The 16,213-nt window shown below is 68.8% G+C and carries 16 protein-coding genes and 1 pseudogene; 10 read left to right on the forward strand and 7 right to left on the reverse strand.

Features of this window, described 5'->3' with window-relative positions; all coding sequences use genetic code 11:
* Nucleotides 1–912, forward strand: a pseudogene (locus J7500_RS12995) (DNA-directed RNA polymerase subunit beta'); the annotation flags it as partial.
* Between the two features lie 200 nt (nt 913–1,112).
* Here J7500_RS12995 and J7500_RS13000 read toward each other — a convergent pair.
* Together J7500_RS13000 and J7500_RS13005 are read right to left on the reverse strand one after the other, a co-directional pair.
* Nucleotides 1,113–1,418, reverse strand: a complete 306-nt coding sequence (locus J7500_RS13000; protein ID WP_294062185.1) for a GIY-YIG nuclease family protein — start codon at nt 1,416–1,418, stop codon at nt 1,113–1,115.
* Nucleotides 1,419–1,517: 99 nt separating this feature from the next.
* Nucleotides 1,518–2,654, reverse strand: a complete 1,137-nt coding sequence (locus J7500_RS13005; RefSeq protein WP_294062186.1) for a carbohydrate porin — start codon at nt 2,652–2,654, stop codon at nt 1,518–1,520.
* A 134-nt stretch (nt 2,655–2,788) separates the two neighbouring features.
* Here J7500_RS13005 and J7500_RS13010 point away from each other — a divergent pair, with 134 nt between their 5' ends.
* Nucleotides 2,789–4,555, forward strand: coding sequence for a methyl-accepting chemotaxis protein (locus J7500_RS13010; RefSeq protein ID WP_294062187.1), 1,767 nt, complete (start codon nt 2,789–2,791; stop codon nt 4,553–4,555).
* 13 nt (nt 4,556–4,568) lie between these two features.
* Here the strand turns inward: J7500_RS13010 and J7500_RS13015 are convergent, their stop codons facing one another.
* Nucleotides 4,569–5,297 (reverse strand): SDR family oxidoreductase, encoded by a 729-nt coding sequence (locus J7500_RS13015; RefSeq protein ID WP_294062188.1) that lies wholly within the window; start codon nt 5,295–5,297, stop codon nt 4,569–4,571.
* A 96-nt stretch (nt 5,298–5,393) separates the two neighbouring features.
* Here J7500_RS13015 and J7500_RS13020 point away from each other — a divergent pair, with 96 nt between their 5' ends.
* The 3 genes from J7500_RS13020 (at nt 5,394) to J7500_RS13030 (ending at nt 8,147) form a co-directional block, all read left to right on the forward strand.
* Nucleotides 5,394–6,260, forward strand: coding sequence for a 2-dehydropantoate 2-reductase (locus tag J7500_RS13020; protein WP_294062190.1), 867 nt, complete (start codon nt 5,394–5,396; stop codon nt 6,258–6,260).
* The gene (locus J7500_RS13025) at nt 6,260–7,000 is read left to right on the forward strand and encodes a sulfite exporter TauE/SafE family protein (RefSeq protein ID WP_294062191.1); all 741 of its coding nucleotides are present in this window, start codon (nt 6,260–6,262) and stop codon (nt 6,998–7,000) included. The genes J7500_RS13020 and J7500_RS13025 overlap by 1 nt, the downstream gene beginning before the upstream one ends.
* 148 nt (nt 7,001–7,148) lie before the next feature.
* Nucleotides 7,149–8,147: a hypothetical protein gene (locus J7500_RS13030; RefSeq protein WP_294062192.1), complete on the forward strand. Its 999-nt coding sequence runs from the start codon at nt 7,149–7,151 to the stop codon at nt 8,145–8,147.
* On the opposite strand, the gene J7500_RS13035 is transcribed toward J7500_RS13030, so the two are convergent.
* From J7500_RS13035 to J7500_RS13045, 3 genes are all read right to left on the reverse strand, one after another.
* A complete protein-coding gene (locus J7500_RS13035; RefSeq protein ID WP_294062194.1) occupies nt 8,144–8,890 on the reverse strand; it encodes a DoxX family membrane protein in 747 nt (248 codons plus the stop codon). The genes J7500_RS13030 and J7500_RS13035 overlap by 4 nt on opposite strands.
* A gap of 188 nt (nt 8,891–9,078) precedes the next feature.
* On the reverse strand, nt 9,079–9,249 hold the full coding sequence (locus J7500_RS13040) for a hypothetical protein (protein WP_294062196.1): 171 nt from the start codon (nt 9,247–9,249) through the stop codon (nt 9,079–9,081).
* Nucleotides 9,250–9,839: 590 nt separating this feature from the next.
* Nucleotides 9,840–10,118, reverse strand: a complete 279-nt coding sequence (locus J7500_RS13045; protein WP_294062197.1) for a hypothetical protein — start codon at nt 10,116–10,118, stop codon at nt 9,840–9,842.
* A 149-nt stretch (nt 10,119–10,267) separates the two neighbouring features.
* On the opposite strand from J7500_RS13045, the gene J7500_RS13050 reads away from it, so the two are divergent.
* Both J7500_RS13050 and J7500_RS13055 read left to right on the forward strand, forming a co-directional pair.
* Nucleotides 10,268–10,603, forward strand: coding sequence for an antitoxin (locus J7500_RS13050; RefSeq protein WP_294062199.1), 336 nt, complete (start codon nt 10,268–10,270; stop codon nt 10,601–10,603).
* Nucleotides 10,604–10,606: 3 nt separating this feature from the next.
* On the forward strand, nt 10,607–11,005 hold the full coding sequence (locus J7500_RS13055) for a PIN domain-containing protein (protein WP_294062200.1): 399 nt from the start codon (nt 10,607–10,609) through the stop codon (nt 11,003–11,005).
* A 3-nt stretch (nt 11,006–11,008) separates the two neighbouring features.
* Here the strand turns inward: J7500_RS13055 and lepA are convergent, their stop codons facing one another.
* Nucleotides 11,009–12,817 (reverse strand): translation elongation factor 4, encoded by a 1,809-nt coding sequence (gene lepA / locus J7500_RS13060; protein ID WP_294062201.1) that lies wholly within the window; start codon nt 12,815–12,817, stop codon nt 11,009–11,011.
* Between the two features lie 194 nt (nt 12,818–13,011).
* Between lepA and J7500_RS13065 the strand changes: the two genes are divergently transcribed.
* From J7500_RS13065 to J7500_RS13075, 3 genes are all read left to right on the forward strand, one after another.
* Entirely contained in the window at nt 13,012–13,215 is a 204-nt protein-coding gene (locus tag J7500_RS13065; protein WP_294062202.1) for a hypothetical protein, read from the forward strand.
* Nucleotides 13,212–14,765 carry a methyl-accepting chemotaxis protein gene (locus J7500_RS13070; RefSeq protein WP_294062203.1) on the forward strand — a complete coding sequence of 518 codons (1,554 nt, stop codon included), beginning with the start codon at nt 13,212–13,214 and terminating at the stop codon, nt 14,763–14,765. The genes J7500_RS13065 and J7500_RS13070 overlap by 4 nt, the downstream gene beginning before the upstream one ends.
* A 110-nt stretch (nt 14,766–14,875) precedes the next feature.
* A complete protein-coding gene (locus J7500_RS13075) occupies nt 14,876–16,180 on the forward strand; it encodes an FAD-dependent oxidoreductase (RefSeq protein WP_294062204.1) in 1,305 nt (434 codons plus the stop codon).
* Nucleotides 16,181–16,213 lie beyond the last annotated feature (33 nt).

Raw genomic sequence — 16,213 nt, forward strand, 5'->3', positions numbered from 1 at the left:
CGCGTCGCCGAGCTCTTCGAGGCGCGCAAGCCCAAGGAGAATGCGATCATCGCCAAGGTCTCGGGCCGTGTCGTCTTCGGCAAGGACTATAAGGCCAAGCGCAAGATCGGCATCCAGCCCGAGGACGGCAGCGAGGTCGTCGAGTATCTGGTGCCGAAGTCGAAGGTGATCGACGTTCAGGAAGGCGACTACGTCAAGCGTGGCGACAACCTGATCGGCGGCAGCCCCGATCCGCACGACATCCTGGAAGTGCTCGGCATCGAGCCGCTGGCCGAATATCTCGTCAGCGAGATCCAGGAAGTCTATCGACTGCAGGGCGTGAAGATCAACGACAAGCACATCGAGGTGATCGTTCGCCAGATGCTGCAGAAGGTCGAGATCATCGAGAGCGGCGACACCACCCTGCTGGTGGGCGAGCAGCTCGACCGTGCGGAGATGGACGAAGTCAACGCGAAGCTCGAAGCGGGCCAGGCGCCTGCCCAGGGCAAGCCGATCCTGCTCGGCATCACCAAGGCGTCGCTGCAGACCCGCAGCTTCATCTCGGCGGCGTCGTTCCAGGAGACCACCCGCGTCCTCACCGAGGCGGCGGTCCAGGGCAAGCAAGACACGCTGATCGGCCTCAAGGAGAACGTCATCGTCGGCCGCCTCATCCCGGCGGGCACCGGCGCGGGCATGAACCGCCTGCGCGTGGCGGCGACGTCGCGCGACGCGGCGCTCCGCGTGGCGCAGCGCAAGATGCAGGAAGCCTCGCTCATCGCCCCGGCCTCGGCCGAGGAGCTGCGTGCCGCCGAGAACGCGCGCACTCCGCGTGAGGACGTCGGCGTGGGCGACGATCCGCTGGCGAGCGTCGTCCCCTCGGGCCACGGCACCGACGCGGATGCGGGCGAGTATCTGAACGAAGGCGAGGAGTGATCCTCGCCGGGTTCGCCCCGGCTGAACGCTGAAACCAGGAACCGCCGCTCGGGGAGACCCGGCGGCGGTTTTTGTTTGGGCTCGGCGGCACGCCATCCCACCCTCTCGTCATCCCCGCGCAGGCGGGGACCCAGAGTCATGCAGGACATCGCTCGCCGCCCCTGGCCCCCCGCCCTCGCGGGGGTGACGATGGGGGCAGATCACTCCAGCGGATCGAAGCCCAGATCCTCCGCGAGATCACGCCAGGTCGGGTTGCTTTCCTCGATCAGTCGCAACTTCCAGGCCCGGTTCCACTTCTTGATCCGCTTCTCGCGCACGATCGCGGATTCCATTTCCTCATGGACCTCGAACCACACGAGCCGCTTGCAGCCGTGCTCCTTGGTGAACCCCTCGAAGATCTCGTTGCGGTGCTGGTAGATGCGCGCCGGAAGATCGGAGGTGACGCCGGTGTAGAGCGTCCCGTTGCGCCGGCTGGCTACGATATAGACCACGGGCGTCCGTTCCATGCCCGTCACATACTTGCTTTCGTCATCCCCGCGAAGGCGGGGACCCCGAGCCACGGCGGTCATCGCTCGCGACCCACCTTCGCGAAGGTGACGGAAAGGTCAGAACTCCATCGTGGACCGCAGCCCCGCGACCAGCACCGGCCTGGCGTCGGCATCGCCGCCGGCGTCGAAGATCAGCTGCAGGTCGGGCTGGAGCGTCAGCCATTTGGCGAGCTTGTCCGAATAGGTGAGTTCGACCGCGCTTTCCGCCGCAGCGGTGCGCACGCCCTCGCCGCGCAGCACCTCGCGATAGCCGTGCGAGACATAGCCCTGGTTGACGCCGAGCGAGAACTGGCTGTCGTCGCGGCCCGCCCACAGCCTGGTGACCAGCATCCCCGCCTGCCAGCCGCCGCGGAAGGGCGTGGTCTTGCCGTCCGAGATGCCGGCGCGGACGAAGGCGGAGAGTGCGCCCTGCCCCTCCGGATCCCCGAACGGCCGCTCGGCGATCACATAGGCGCCGTGCGCGCGGCGGCGCAGCGGATCGCCGGCGGCGTCGACTGCGGCCAGGTCGTCCTGGCGGCGCGTATAGGCCCAGGCGCCGACGCCGATCTTGCCGTGCTTGCCCGCGGCGCCCGCCTCGCCGATCACCAGCGCGCCGTTGTGGAAGTCCAGGTCCACGCCGCCCGGATCGCCGAAGGTGCGCGCGCTGGCGTTGAGCACTGCGACGCGCGCGAAGCCGCCGCCGGCGAAGCTGCGGTCGAGCCGCACGCCGAGCGCAGTCGAGGGGAAGATCGACGGGCCGTTGGGGCCGGTCGCGGCAATCTCCGAGCCGACGCCGAATGCAGGCGCGATCAGCAGCCCGGCGGAGTCGTTGCTGTAGAATTCGCTGTTGAGGTCGTAGAGCCCGGCGCGGAGCGTGCTCCGTGCGTCGAGCTGCTGCTCGATCCACGCCTCGAACAGCCGCACGCGGTGGCTCGCGACTTCGATGTTGTTCACGCCCTGCAGCGTGCCCGCCCGGTCGTTGGGCATGCCGCCCAGATTGACCAGCACATAGCCGTGCGCACGCGTGGTTCCCGTCAGCGGCGCGTCGGCGGTCAGGTCGAGATTGTCGAGCCAGAACGCCTTGTCCTCGCCCTCGCCTGCGACCGCGACCACGTCCATCGTGTGCGCGACGGCGAAATCGGGCCCTTCCTGCGCCTGGGCGGCCGGCGCGAGCGACGCGCAGCCGAGCGCTGCCGGCAGGAGGACGGGGGACATCCGCATATCTACGATCCTTTGAAGGAATTTTCTCCACTTATAGGACGCGCGGCACTCTCCCGGCCCGCGACGGCCTATAATGTTTCCGAACATTGCAGGCCGGGCACGGAGCGCGGCAGCAGGAGGATGCCGAAATGTCATCGATCAATCGCCGCGCACGCCAGGCCGCCATCGTCATGGTCGGACTGGTCACTCTTTCGGGGGGCACCGGAATCTGGGCGGCGTGGGAGCAGAGCAGTGCGCTGCGCAGCCAGACCGAAGTCGCCTCGCTGCTGCGCAACCACATGCAGGCCGACATGATGCACGACGCCATCCGCGCCGATGCGCTCGCCGCGCTTCAGGCTGCCGATCCGGCCAGCGGCATCAGCCGCGACGATGTCGCCAAGGACCTCGCCGAGCACGTCCGCCAGCTCAAGCAGGCCGTGGCCGCCGACGCCGCCTATGCCGGCTCGGAGCAGGTTACCGAGGCCGCGCGCGCGCTTCCCTCGGCCGTCGATGCCTATACCCAGGCCGCGGGCGACATCGTCGCGCTCGCCGGCCGTGACCCCGCCGCCGCGCAGCGCGGCCTGCCCGGCTTCTTCGAGCAGTTCCGCGCGCTCGAGGGCGCGATGGAGCGCGCGTCGGACGCGATCGAGGGCCATGCCGACCAGGTCGCCGATGCCGCCGAGCGCCTCGGCTGGATCGCGATGATCGTCCTCGTCATCACGCTCGTCGCCGCGATCGCAATCACTCTGCTGCTGTCGGCCGCAGTGCGCCGCGTGCTCGTCAGTCCGCTGCTCGCCCTGGCGACCACGATGCGCGCGCTCGGCGCCGGCGACCTCAAGGTCGACATTCCCTCGACCGGGCGCGACGACGAGCTCGGCGACATGGCCAAGGCGATGGAATCCTTCCGCGCCCAGCTCGACGCCGCCGAAGCCGCCAAGGCAGCCCAGACGCGGCTGATCGTCGACAGCATCGGCACCGGCCTCGACGCACTCGCCGGGGGTGACCTGACCGCGCGCATCCGCGCCGAGCTCACCGGCCCGTTCGCAGGGCTCAAGACCAGCTTCAACGGCGCGATGGAGAGCCTCGCCGAGCTGATCGGCACCGTCACCGCCAGCGCCACCAACATCCGCACCGGCTCCGCCGAGATCGCCCAGGCCTCCGAGGACCTCGCCCGTCGCACCGAAAGCAACGCCGCCAGCCTCGAGCAGACTTCGGCCTCGATCACCGTGCTCGACGAGCGGCTCCGCGCCGTCGCCGAGGCTGCCGGCCGGACGGTCGAGAGCGCCGATGAGGCGATCACCGTGGTCGGCGACGGCCGCTCGCGCGCCAGCGACGCCACCCATGCGATGCAGCGCGTCTCCGAGAGCGCCAAGGGCATCGACGACGTGATCGAGGGGCTCGACAAGATCGCCTTCCAGACGCGCGTCCTCGCGATGAACGCCGCCGTCGAGGCCGGCCGTGCGGGCGAGGCCGGCCGCGGCTTCGCCGTGGTCGCCGATCTGGTCAGCGCGCTCGCGATGCGTGCCGAGGAAGAGGCCAAGCGCGCCCGCGAGCAGCTCACCGTCACTCAGGCCGAAGTCGGCACCGCCGCATCGATGGTGACCGAGGTCGATACGGCGCTTGTCCGCATCGCCGGCGCAGTCGAGAACGTCCACGGCCTGCTCGGCAACATGGCCAGCGAGAACCGCGTCCAGGCCGCCGCGGTCGGCGAGATCAGCGCCGCAGTGAGCACGATGGACCGCGCGACGCAGCAGAATGCCGCGATGGTCGAGGAAACCTCGGCGGCGGCGCGCAACCTGATGAACGAAGTCGAGCTGCTCACCGAGCAGGCCGCGCAGTTCACCGTCGCGCCGCAGGGCATCCCGAGCGGCCACGCCGCTCCCAAGGCTGCGGCAGCCGCGCTGACGATGCACTGATCGCGGGGCGCGCTCAGTAGATCTTCTGCACCAGCGGCTCGATCCGCAGCGTCACCACGTCGGTCCCGGGCGGGCGCGTCGCGGCGAACAATATCGCCTCGGCGACTTGCTCGGGATCGAGCAGCCTGTGCTCGGCCATCTGCCGTGCGCGCTCCTCGGCAGTGAAGGGCTGCATCGCCGAGGCGATCGCGCCGGGCTCGATCAGCGTGACCCGGATGCCTTCGGGGATCAGCTCCTTGCGCAGCGTCTCGGCGAAGCTCGCGACGCCGCCCTTGGCTGCGTTGTACACGCTCTCGCCCACTGCCTTGATGTGGACGCTGATCGACCCGACGAGGATGATCATGCCTTCGCGCGTGTCGCCCGCGCGGATCCGCTCGATCGCGCGCTTGGTGCAGGCGACATAGCTCGAGAGGTTGGTTTCGATCACATAGCGCCAGCCGTCGTCGTCCATCTCCATCAGCGGACCTGACCCGACTCCGGCACCTGCGACGAGCATGTCGAGCCCGCCGAGCCAGGCGTCGGCACGCGCGAAAACCGCCTCCACGCCGGCCGGCTCGGCAAGGTCGGCAACCACGCCCGTGATCCGCTCGCCGCCGATCGCGGCCAGCGCGCCGGCGAGATCGGCCTGGGGCCGGTCGGTGATCAGCACGCGCGCGCCGGCCGCGACCATGCGCGTGGCGACCGCACGTCCGACGCCCCCCGCGCCGCCGGTGACGAGCACGCGTTTTCCTTCGAGCATCATCAAGCTCCCTCGTCAGGTTCGCGTCCAACTCCGGCGGCGCGCGATCGTTTCGCCCGGGCGCTGGCCAAAACCGGGTCCGGCGCCTAATGCGGCGGCATGGCAAGGATCGCAGTGATCGGCGCGGGCGCGATCGGCGGGACGCTGGCGGCATGGCTGGCGCAGACCCATGACGTGACCGTCTGCGCGCGCAGCCCGCTCACCGACCTCGAAGTCGAAACGCCCGAGGGCCCCATCCGCGCGGCGCCGCGCATCCTCACCGATCCCGCCGCGGCCGAGCCCGTCGACTGGGTGCTCGCCACCACCAAGACCTATGACTGCGCCGCCGCCGCGGCCTGGCTGCCGGGGCTGATGGGTCCCGAAACCCGGCTCGCGGTGATCCAGAACGGCGTCGAGCAGCGCGAGCGTTTCCCGATGGTGCCCCGGGCGCGCACCGTGCCCGTGATCATCGACCTCCCCGCCGAGCGCACCGCGCCGGGGCGGATCGTCCAGCGGCGGAGCGGCACGATCCATGTGCCGGACGAGCCCGCCGGCGAGGCGCTGGTCGCGCTGTTCGCCGAGACGCCGATCGAAGCGACGACCACGCCCGACTTCGTCACTGCCGCGTGGCGCAAGCTCGCGATCAACTGCTCGGGCATCGTCAGCGCGATCACGCTGCGCCCCGCCGAAGTCGCCAACGACGAGGGCGTCGCCGAAGTGATGCGCGGCCTGGTGCGCGAGTGCATCGCGGTCGGCAATGCCGAGGGCGCGAACCTCCCCGACAGCCTCGCCGACAAGGTGGTGGTCTGGACTCGCCGGGCGCACCCGCAATCGGTCAATTCGCTCCACGCCGACCGCCTCGCCGGCCGCCCGATGGAGCTCGACGCGCGCAACGGCGTGATCGTCCGCCTCGGCGAGCGCCACGGCATCCCCACTCCGCTCAACAAGGCGCTGGCGGCGCTGCTCGCGGCCTCGACGAACGCCTGATGGATCCTGCGACGCTTGTAGCCATCGCCGTCCTGATGGGTTTGGCGGCGGCGCTGTACACTTCGGTGGGCCATGCCGGCGCCTCGGCCTATCTCGCGATCATGGCGCTCTTCGCCGTCGCGCCCGAGACGATGCGGCCGACCGCGCTGGTGCTCAACATCATCGTCGCGAGCCTCGCCACTTTCCGCTTCGCCCGCGCCGGCCAGATCAACTGGCGCCTCCTGCTGCTCTGCGTCGCGGGCGCGGTCCCCGCCGCCTTCGTCGCCGGCGGTGCGACCATCCCCGGGCACCTCTACCGCCCGCTCGTGGGCGTGGTGCTGTGGATCGCCGCCGTGCGGATGTTTTGGCCGCGCCGGATCGCCGGAGCCGGGCAGCCTCGCACGCCCTCCCCCCTGCTCGCCGTGCTCGCGGGCGCCGGAGTGGGCGCGCTCTCCGGGCTCACCGGCACCGGCGGCGGCATCTTCCTCAGCCCGATCATCCTTTTCGCGGGCTGGGAGGGCGTGCGTCGCACCTCGGGCACCGCCGCAGGCTTCATCCTCTGCGTCTCCGCCGCCGGCCTCGCCGGAAATCTGGGCAGCGTCGGCCGGTTGCCCGCCGAGTTGCCCTGGTTCGCGCTCGCCGTCGTGCTCGGTGCGCTGGTCGGCACGCGGCTGGGCGTCTCGCGTCTCCCCGCCGGCCGGTTGCTCCAGGCATTGGGCGCCGTGCTGCTGATCGCGGGCGCCAAGCTGATCTTCACCTGAGCGCAACTTCATCGCACCGCCGCAGGTTCAGCCTTGCGGAGCGTAACGATGACCGACACCGAAAAGGGCCTCGCGCGCGCCCGCGCGGACTAAGTCTCTGGAACATCAAAGGAACAAACAACTTTCCTATACGAACCTTTTTGGTTATATGCTGCGCGATGCAGACCCGAGTCCCCACGCAGCGCGCCGTACCGGACTTCACTCCGGTCCCCCGCAAATACCGCTTCGACGGCTGGACGCCCGCCAGCGCGCCTTCATCGCCGCGCTCGCCGAGACCGGCTCGGTCACCGCCGCCGCCGCCCGCGTCAACATGGCCAAGGAGGGCGCCTATCAGATGCGCCTCGCGCCCGGATCGGAAAGCTTCCGCGCCGCCTGGGCCGCGGCGCTCGATCACGGCGTCCAGCGCCTCGCCGATGTCGCGCTCGAACGCGCGATGGAGGGCGTGACCGTCCCCGTCTTCCACAAGGGCGAGCAGTGCGGCGAACGGCGCTGGTACAATGATCGGCTGTTGATGTTCCTCCTCAAGCACCATTTGCCCGGCAAGTACGGCGTGTCGCTCCCCCTCGGCACGCGCGCCCGCGCCACGATCGAGCGCGAGGCGGCGGAGAACTGTCCGGTTTGCCGGCAACGCGCCGAGGCCAAGGCGAAAGCCGCGGCCGACCCCGTAGAGCAGAACCAGGAAGTGGGGGCGTGGCTCAAAAAGGTTCTCCAACTCTATTGGTACAAGGTGGAGGGCGAGCGCCAGCACCGGCTCGCGGGCGAGGTGGTCGCCGCAGACTTCCTGTTGCGCCAGCTCACCCATCTTGAGTTGATTCTCGACAGCGGCGGTTTCGCCCGCCCGTTGATCGAGCGATGGACGAGGAAGGCGGGGCCCTACGGCACCGAAACCGTTCTCGCGAGCCCGCTCAGCAAGTTCATCGACGAACTGCGCTCCAAGGTCTGGGAAGAGTCAGGCGATCCTCCGCGCCCCGCGTTGCGGCTGGAGGAGCGGGAGTTTAGCGATGGGCTTCACGGCGGCGGCGGAGACGTTCTTGAGCGCGACGCCGCCCGCCGCAGCGCCGCACGCCGCATCGCCGAGGCACAAGCCGAGTGGGAAGCGGCGGCGCGCCCGGATACCTGGGAGGCGTGGAAGGCCGGGCGGCGCTAGCGCGGCACCGCCTCGCGCATCACCCAGGCGCTTGCCGCGATCAGCGCCGCCATGCACAGCATCGTCCATTCGAGCTGGCTCGCCGGCGCCGCGATCACGCGCGGCGCATGCACCAGCAGCACGAAGCTCGCCGCCATCGCCGCCATCAGCGTCGCCGCCAGCCGCGCCTTCACGCCGCTCAGCAGCGCGAGCCCCGCCGCGACATGCCCCGCGCCGGTGGCATACGCCCAGAACAGCCGGACGGGGATCCAGTCGGGCACCATCGCCGCAGTGAAATCGGCATAGACGAAATGGCTGATGCCGAAGACCAGCGCGCTCAGCCCGAACGCGATGCGCGGCAGCAGTCGCGCCCATCGCGGCACCCGTTCGCCGAGCGCGAGCAGGGCGAGCTGCTTGCCCGCGGCGGTCACCGCCAGCAATTCGGCCAGCCCGAGCAGCGCGCCGACGAACCCTGCCGCCGGCGCGCGGAGCACATTCGGCAGATGCAGCGCGAGCACCCAGAGCCCGAACCACGTCGCGAGCAGCATCGCGCCCGCAAGGCTCGTGCGCCGCAGCACCACCAGCACGCCGCCCGCGATCAGGATCAGCGCGCTCGCCACCGCAAGCGCCGCATTGCCCTTCAGCGTCTCGGGCACCGGCTGCCACTGCAGCGCGAAATCGTGAAAGGCGAGGCACACCGCCCCCAGCCCGATCGCGCCCAAGCCATAGGCCAGTGCATTGGTGTCGACTGCGTCCGTGCGCATCCACCCCTCCCCCGATGCGCACCACGCACGGGCGCGCCTTGACGGGCACAATCTCCGTCAGCGGCCGGCGTCATGCAACGGAGAAGATCGGCGCCTTTCCCGGGCAGGAACACCCGCCTGCAAAGGGTCGCCGGGGATCGGCCCCGCCCGCGTACCGGCGCGGGGCATCGGATTCGTCGGGGGCGGAATCAGTCGCCCCGGTCGCCCTGGTTGCGCGGCTTCTTCGTCTCCGCATGCCGGCGCACGTCCAGCGACAGCGATTTGGACTGGTCGTCGCTTTCCTCGAACCGCCCCTCCTCGTCGCGCCGCACATAGCGCTTGTCGGTCCCGGTATCGATCAGCTCACGCTCGTTACCCATCGCAGCATCCTCCTTCGAACAAAGCTGAAACGGGCGGAGAACGGAGCGGGTTCCTTGCGGATGTACCCCCCGCTCTCATCGCAAATCGCGATCCGGCGAAACGCCGCACCCGGTTCGCGATGTCGCATGGCCGCGCGACAGGTTCGCGTCCGCATGCCCACTCGGAATGTCTGCGATCGGGTGGGAAGCTGCCGTTCAGCGATAGCGCGGTCTTCTTTCTCTCCCCTCCCTGGAAGGGAGGGGTTGGGGGTGGGTGCCGCCGAGGCACTCGGCGGCTTTTTCCAGAACGTGGAGAGTGGCGCCATCAGGATTGGAGGTCGGCGGGCTTGGGATTGTTGCGCCGCGCGCGCCCGGGCAGTCAGGCGCGGATCGATGCGACGCTGCATGCGGATGGGTTAGCGTGGCTTCGCTTCGCTCGCCAACCCACCCCCAGCCCTCCCTTGCAGGGAGGGGAGCCTTGTTGTCCGCAAACGGGAGGATAGCTGCCAGTCCGCTTTTGGCACCGGCGCTAGGCTCACGAGCGTCCAAGATCGGGTGGGAAGCGGAAGTGCGGCTTTTGCCCGCGGACGCTGAAAAACGGACCCCGCCGATCAGCGATTTGTTTGCAACCGTTTCCTGTAAAGCGCGTCCGGTGACTTGGCCGCTTCGATTCGAATACGGCGATGAAGCACTCCCAACATAAGGGGACCACCAACCAAGAGGATCCCGACCAGCGCTTCCATGACATCCGGCACCCAGCCGGCCAGCAAAGCTGCTCCATAAACGAGTGCGAAAAACGCAAACCATGAGAATGCTGCAACGTCGGCAAGAATCAGTGGTTTTCTGGTTTGATATCGCTGGTGTGCGAAACGCCAGAACGCTGCTCTCATGCTTCCTCCGATTCCAATTCCGACCGATCCTAACGTCGGCTTTCGGGACGCGCTACTTTAGGCGCGAACGTCTGCAACTGGGGCGTTTCCTGCCTTTCCGCTTCGCTTCCGCACAAACAGATTTAGTCAGGTCAGCAGAGGCTGCAGCAATGCAGCGCGACCAGCTCAAAACTGCCGGCGAAACTTGCCGCCCCATCGTATATCCCGTATATACGCCATCGATGACCAAGCCCGTCCACACCAGGACCTTCAAGTCCGGCAACAGCGTCGCCGTGCGGCTGCCCAAGGGCTTCGCCATACCAGCCGATGTCGAGGTCGAGCTCGAGAAATCGGGAAACACCGTGACGCTTCGCATCGCACGCGACCCCGAGGAGGAGAAACGACAGCTCCTGCAGTTGCTTGCCGATCTCGAGGCGATCGGCCGCCCTGCCGATGGGGTTCAGCCGCGCCCTGATTTCGAAATGCCGGAGCGGCCGGGGCTCTGACCCATGGCAGTGATGATCGACACGAATGTCGCCATCCATCTGCGCGATGGCGATCCGGCGATCGGCCGGCGCCTGGTGGAGCGCGGCGAGGCGCTGGTGATTTCGGTCGTGACGAGAGTCGAGTTGGAGGGCGGCACGGCCGCATCGAACGATCCGCTGCGAAGACCGCGGCTCGAAAGAATGTTGCAGACCCTGACAGCCCTTCCCTTCACCGACGCCGAAGCTGCGGCCTATGGCGCGATCATCGCCGCGCTCGGCCATGATCGTCGCCGCGTGCTCGATCGCATGATCGCCGCGCAGGCGATCGTCGCCGACCTGCCGCTTGTGACGATCAACGGCCCCGACTTCCGCGACATTCCCGGCCTGAAGCTGGAAACATGGGACGATCCGGCGCGCGCCTGAGCCCTATTCCTCGCCCATCCGCAGCGCCGCGATGAAGGCTTCCTGCGGGATCTGCACCGAGCCATACTCGCGCATCCGCTTCTTGCCTTCCTTCTGCTTCTCCAGAAGCTTCCTTTTGCGCGTGATGTCGCCGCCATAGCATTTGGCGGTCACGTCCTTGCGCAGCGCGGCGATCGTCTCGCGCGCGATCACCTTGCCGCCGATCGCCGCCTGGATCGGGATCTTGAACAGATGGCGCGGGATCAGGTCCTTGAGCCGCTCGCACATGCCGCGCCCGCGGGCCTCGGCGGAGGAGCGGTGGACGATCATCGAGAGCGCGTCGACCGGCTCGTTGTTGACGAGGATGCTCATCTTGACGAGGTCGCCCGGGCGGTGCCCGATCTGCTCGTAATCGAAGCTCGCATAGCCGCGGCTGATCGACTTCAGGCGATCGTAGAAGTCGAACACCACTTCGTTGAGCGGCAGCTCATAGGTCAGCTGGGCGCGGCCGCCGACATAAGTCAGGTCGCGCTGGATGCCGCGGCGGTCCTGGCAGAGCTTGAGGATGCTGCCCAGATATTCGTCGGGCACGTAGATCACCGCCTTGATCCACGGCTCCTCGATCTCCTCGATCCGGTTGGGATCGGGCATGTCGGCGGGGTTGTGGAGCTCGAGTTCCTGCCCCTCCGCCTCGCCCGCCGCCTTGGTGAGGCGCATCTTGTAGACCACGCTCGGCGCAGTGGTGATCAGGTCGAGGTCGTACTCGCGCATCAGCCGCTCCTGGATGATCTCCAGGTGCAGCAGGCCGAGGAAGCCGCAGCGGAAGCCGAAGCCGAGTGCGGCGCTGGTCTCCATCTCGAAGCTGAAGCTGGCGTCGTTGAGGCGCAGCTTGTGGATGCTCTCGCGCAGCTTCTCGAAGTCGTTGGCGTCAACCGGGAACAGCCCGCAGAACACCACCGGCTGGACTTCCTTGAAGCCCTCGAGCGCCTCGGCGGCGGGCTTCTTGGCGTCGGTGAGCGTGTCGCCGACGCGGGCCTGGGCGACTTCCTTGATCTGCGCGGTGATGAAGCCGATCTCGCCGGGGCCGAGATCGGGGAGCTGCTCGATCTTGGGGCGGAAGGCGCCGACGCGGTCGACCAGGTGCGTGGTGCCGGTGGCCATGAACTTGACCTGCTGGCCCTTGCGGATGCTGCCGTCCATCACGCGGACGAGGATGACGACGCCGAGGTACGGGTCGTACCAGCTGTCGACGAGCATGGCCTTGAGCGGCGCGTCGGGATCGCCCTTGGGCGCGGGGATGCGCTCGACGATCGCGTCGAGGATCTCGTCGATGCCGATGCCGGCCTTGGCGCTCGACAGCACTGCGTGGCTCGCGTCGAGGCCGATGATCTCCTCGATCTCGGCCTTGACCTTCTCGGGCTCGGCGCTGGGGAGGTCGATCTTGTTGATGACCGGGATGATCTCGTGGTCGTGCTCGATCGACTGGTAGACGTTGGCGAGCGTCTGGGCCTCGACGCCCTGCGCCGCGTCGACGACCAGGAGCGCGCCTTCGCACGCGGCGAGGCTGCGGCTGACTTCGTAGGCGAAGTCGACATGGCCGGGCGTGTCCATCAGGTTGAGGACATGGCCCTTCCATTCGAGGCGCACCGTCTGCGCCTTGATCGTGATTCCGCGCTCCTTCTCGATCTCCATATTGTCCAAAACTTGGGAGGACATCTCACGTTCTGAGAGTCCCCCGGTGCGCTGGATCAGCCGGTCGGCCAGCGTCGACTTGCCATGGTCGATGTGCGCGATGATCGAGAAGTTGCGGATCTTGGAAAGTTCGGTTGCCATGATGCGCGCGCGTTAGCAGCGCCGCGCGCGCTTGCGAAGCATTTCCGGAACTTGGCTTAACGCGGGTTTCACCAAAGCGCGGGCATGACGCGATCATGCGTACCCAAATTCCTTTCTCCGGCGTGATCGGCCAGTGCCTGTTCGGCGCCGCTGCGCTTGGCGTTCTGGCTTTCGCCCCTCCCGCGCAAGGCAGGATGACCATCGTGTCCCTGAGCGGCCAGTCCGCCGACGAGATCGCCGGCTGGGCAGTGGAGAGCGGGGCAGTAATGGTCGCCATCGGGCCCCACAGCCTGACAGTGGAGGGCTCGCGCGCCGTCCTGGTGGCGGGCGCGCTCCGCCACGGCGGCTTGGTGCTCGCGGCGCGGCCGGGCGCGTGCGGCGAGGGAGGCCGGGCATGAGCGACGAAGCCGCCTTCGCCCGCTATCGCCGCGGCGGCGTCCGCCTGCTGACCGGCGTGCTCTGGGGCACCTGGCTCGCGTTGATACCGGTCGGGCTGGCGCTGGGCAGCGACAAGCTGGGGCTCGCGCTCGCCATCGGGCTGGCGATGCTCATCGCGCCCACGCGCGCGATGCTCTCCGGCCGCATCGATTCGCAGGTGCGGATGATGCTGGGCGCCGCCGCGGCAACCTTCCCCGCGCTGATCGTCGCCGTGTTCGCCGGCAGTCCGTGGCAGATGGATCTCCACATGGCCTTCTTCGTCGCCATGTCGCTGCTGCTGCCGCTGTGCGACTGGCGGCCGGTCGTCGTGGCGGGCGTGCTCACGGCGCTGCATCACCTGCTGCTGCTCTTCCTCGCGCCCGAATGGGTGTTCACCGGCTCGGGCTCGGTCGGACGCGTGCTGCTCCATGGCGGGCTCGTTGCCGGGCAAGTGGCGATCCTGGTCCACATCATCGAGCGTTTCCGCGCGCTGGTGCTGGAGACCGAAGGCGCGCGTGCCGGGGCCGAGACGGCGCGGATCGAGGCCGAGGCCGCGCATGCCGATGCAGAGGCCGCTCATGCAGCTACCGAAACCACGCTTGCCGAGCTCCGTACCGCCCAGGCACTCAGCGAGCAGCGCCTTGCCGAACGTCGGGCCGCCGAGGCCGCGCATGCCGCCGAGCGCAGCCAGCGCCGCGCCGCGATCGCCGAGGAGATTCACGGCCGGGTCGGCGCGATCGCCAACGAGCTGCTGCAGGCCGCAGGCCATCTGTCGGTGCAGGAGGAAGCGCTCGAAGACGTCTCGAACCGGCTACTCACCGAAGCGCTGGAGCTCAACGGCGACAGCCTTCGCTCGCTCGAAAATGTACTGATGGTTTCCGAAAGTGCGGAGCAGCTCGGCCAGGCAGCCGAGGAAGCCGGAGCCAATGCGCTGGACGCCAGGCGGCTGGTGGCGGGCACCGCCGCCGTGGCCGGCGGGCTGGAGTCGCGGATGGAAGCGTTGCGGACCGAGATCGCCACGGCGCGCGACATCCTCGACATGGTCGCGGAGATCGCCGCCAAGAGCAACCTGCTCGCGCTCAACGCCTCGATCGAAGCGGCGCGCAGCGGCGAGGCGGGCAAGGGCTTCGGCGTGGTCGCGCAGGAAATGAAAGCGATGGCGATGCACACCGCCACCGCCACTGAGCAGATCAACGAGCGGCTCGCCAACATCGCAGCCGCAGCGAAGGGTTTCGCGGGCACGATCGAGACAACGACGGCGCACATGGAGGGTGCCGGCGCCTCGGTGACCGCAGTCTCCGCGGCGGTCGAGCAGCAGCGCCAGGCCGTGGACCAGATCGCACGCGTTGCAGCCGAGGCAATGGAGCGCGCCAGTGCCACCGACGCGCGCAGCCGCTCGATCGGCGAGGCGGCGAGCAAGAACCAGGCGATAGCCAGCCGCGCCGCCGAGCTGGCCCGGCTGCTCGACGCTCGCGCCCGCGCACTCGACGAGACCATGGCCAGCCTGATCGGCGACCTGCGCGCCGCCTGAGGCGGAAGCCGCTTGCCCTCCCCCGCCCGCGCGCTACCATCGCGGGCAAAAGCGGGAGAGCGGCCGATGCGAGCATTCCTCCGAAACCCGGGCCGGGTGCCGGCCTGCTGATGCGGCACGTCGCAATCGTGGGATCCGGGCCCGCGGGCTATTATACCGCCGAGGCCTGCCAGAAACAGTTCGGCGATCAGGTGCGAGTCGACATCATCGACCGGCTGCCCGTCCCCTTCGGGCTGATCCGCAGCGGCGTCGCGCCCGACCATCAGTCGATCAAGGGCGTTTCGCGGCGTTACGAGGCGGTGGCGCTGACCGACAACGTCCGCTTCGTCGGCAATGTCAGCCTGGGGCGCGACGTCTCGATCGACGAGTTGCGCAGCCTCTATGACGCGGTGGTGCTCGCCACCGGCGCGCCGCACGACCGGCCGCTCGAGGTGCCCGGCGCCGAGTTGCCCGGCGTGGTCGGGTCCGCCGCCTTCGTCGGCTGGTACAACGGCCATCCCGACCACGCCTCGCTCGCGCCGCCGCTGGGTGGCCCCGGCGCCGTGGTGATCGGCAACGGCAATGTCGCGCTCGACGTTGCGCGTATCCTCGCCAAGGACGAGAGCGAACTCGCCGGATCGGACATCGTCGGCCATGCGCTCGCCGAATTGCGCGGGGCGCAGATCGACACGATCACCATCCTGGGCCGCCGCGGGCCGCACCAGATCGCGATGACGCCGAAGGAACTAGGCGAGCTCGGCGAACTCGCGCGTGCGCTGCCGGTGGTCGACCGGGCCGACCTGCCCCGGGAGGAAGAAGACGCTGCGCTCGAGCCGGGCCAGCGCAAATCGGTGACGCACCTGCGCAGCTTCGCAGCGCGGGCGAACGGCGCGGACAAGCCGATCCGCATCGTCTTCGACTTCTTCGCCATGCCGGTGCGGATCGAGGGCGAGGGAAAAGTCGAACGCGTGATTGTCGAGCGGACCGCGCTCGACGCCGAGGGCCGCGCCACCGGCACCGGAGAGATCTATGCGGTGCCCGCCAGCCTTGTGGTGAGTTGCATCGGCTATCGCACCCCGCCGATCGAAGGCGTGCCCTATGACGAGCGCGCGGGCCGTTTCGCCAATGACGAGGGGCGCATCCTGCCCGGACTCTATGCGGTCGGCTGGGCGCGGCGCGGCCCTACGGGCACGATCGGCACCAACCGGCCCGACGGCTTCGCGGTAGTCGAGAAGATCGCCGAGGACTTGAGCGAAGGCGGCGGAAAGCCTGGTCGCGCCGGACTCGATTCGCTGCTGGCGGAGCGCGGCGTCGAAGTCGTCACCTTCCGCGACTGGCAGAAGATCGACACCGCCGAAATCGCCGCGGCGCGTGCCGGAAGCCCGCGCGAGAAATTCACTTCGGTGGAAGCGATGCTGGGTACCGCGAAAAGCTGATTCAGCGGCTTGCACGACTCCATCGGCATGGCT

Source organism: Sphingomonas sp., from assembly GCF_017744835.1.
Lineage (GTDB): Bacteria > Pseudomonadota > Alphaproteobacteria > Sphingomonadales > Sphingomonadaceae > Sphingomonas.

Bases quoted from the DNA above. Each gene is read 5' to 3' on its own strand.
- J7500_RS13000 (WP_294062185.1), bottom strand. From the start codon at position 1,418: ATGGAACGGACGCCCGTGGTCTATATCGTAGCCAGCCGGCGCAACGGG.
- J7500_RS13005 (WP_294062186.1), bottom strand. From the start codon at position 2,654: ATGTCCCCCGTCCTCCTGCCGGCAGCGCTCGGCTGCGCGTCGCTCGCG.
- J7500_RS13010 (WP_294062187.1), top strand. From the start codon at position 2,789: ATGTCATCGATCAATCGCCGCGCACGCCAGGCCGCCATCGTCATGGTC.
- J7500_RS13015 (WP_294062188.1), bottom strand. From the start codon at position 5,297: ATGATGCTCGAAGGAAAACGCGTGCTCGTCACCGGCGGCGCGGGGGGC.
- J7500_RS13020 (WP_294062190.1), top strand. From the start codon at position 5,394: ATGGCAAGGATCGCAGTGATCGGCGCGGGCGCGATCGGCGGGACGCTG.
- J7500_RS13025 (WP_294062191.1), top strand. From the start codon at position 6,260: ATGGATCCTGCGACGCTTGTAGCCATCGCCGTCCTGATGGGTTTGGCG.
- J7500_RS13030 (WP_294062192.1), top strand. From the start codon at position 7,149: ATGCTGCGCGATGCAGACCCGAGTCCCCACGCAGCGCGCCGTACCGGA.
- J7500_RS13035 (WP_294062194.1), bottom strand. From the start codon at position 8,890: ATGCGCACGGACGCAGTCGACACCAATGCACTGGCCTATGGCTTGGGC.
- J7500_RS13040 (WP_294062196.1), bottom strand. From the start codon at position 9,249: ATGGGTAACGAGCGTGAGCTGATCGATACCGGGACCGACAAGCGCTAT.
- J7500_RS13045 (WP_294062197.1), bottom strand. From the start codon at position 10,118: ATGAGAGCAGCGTTCTGGCGTTTCGCACACCAGCGATATCAAACCAGA.
- J7500_RS13050 (WP_294062199.1), top strand. From the start codon at position 10,268: ATGCAGCGCGACCAGCTCAAAACTGCCGGCGAAACTTGCCGCCCCATC.
- J7500_RS13055 (WP_294062200.1), top strand. From the start codon at position 10,607: ATGGCAGTGATGATCGACACGAATGTCGCCATCCATCTGCGCGATGGC.
- lepA (WP_294062201.1), bottom strand. From the start codon at position 12,817: ATGGCAACCGAACTTTCCAAGATCCGCAACTTCTCGATCATCGCGCAC.
- J7500_RS13065 (WP_294062202.1), top strand. From the start codon at position 13,012: ATGACCATCGTGTCCCTGAGCGGCCAGTCCGCCGACGAGATCGCCGGC.
- J7500_RS13070 (WP_294062203.1), top strand. From the start codon at position 13,212: ATGAGCGACGAAGCCGCCTTCGCCCGCTATCGCCGCGGCGGCGTCCGC.
- J7500_RS13075 (WP_294062204.1), top strand. From the start codon at position 14,876: ATGCGGCACGTCGCAATCGTGGGATCCGGGCCCGCGGGCTATTATACC.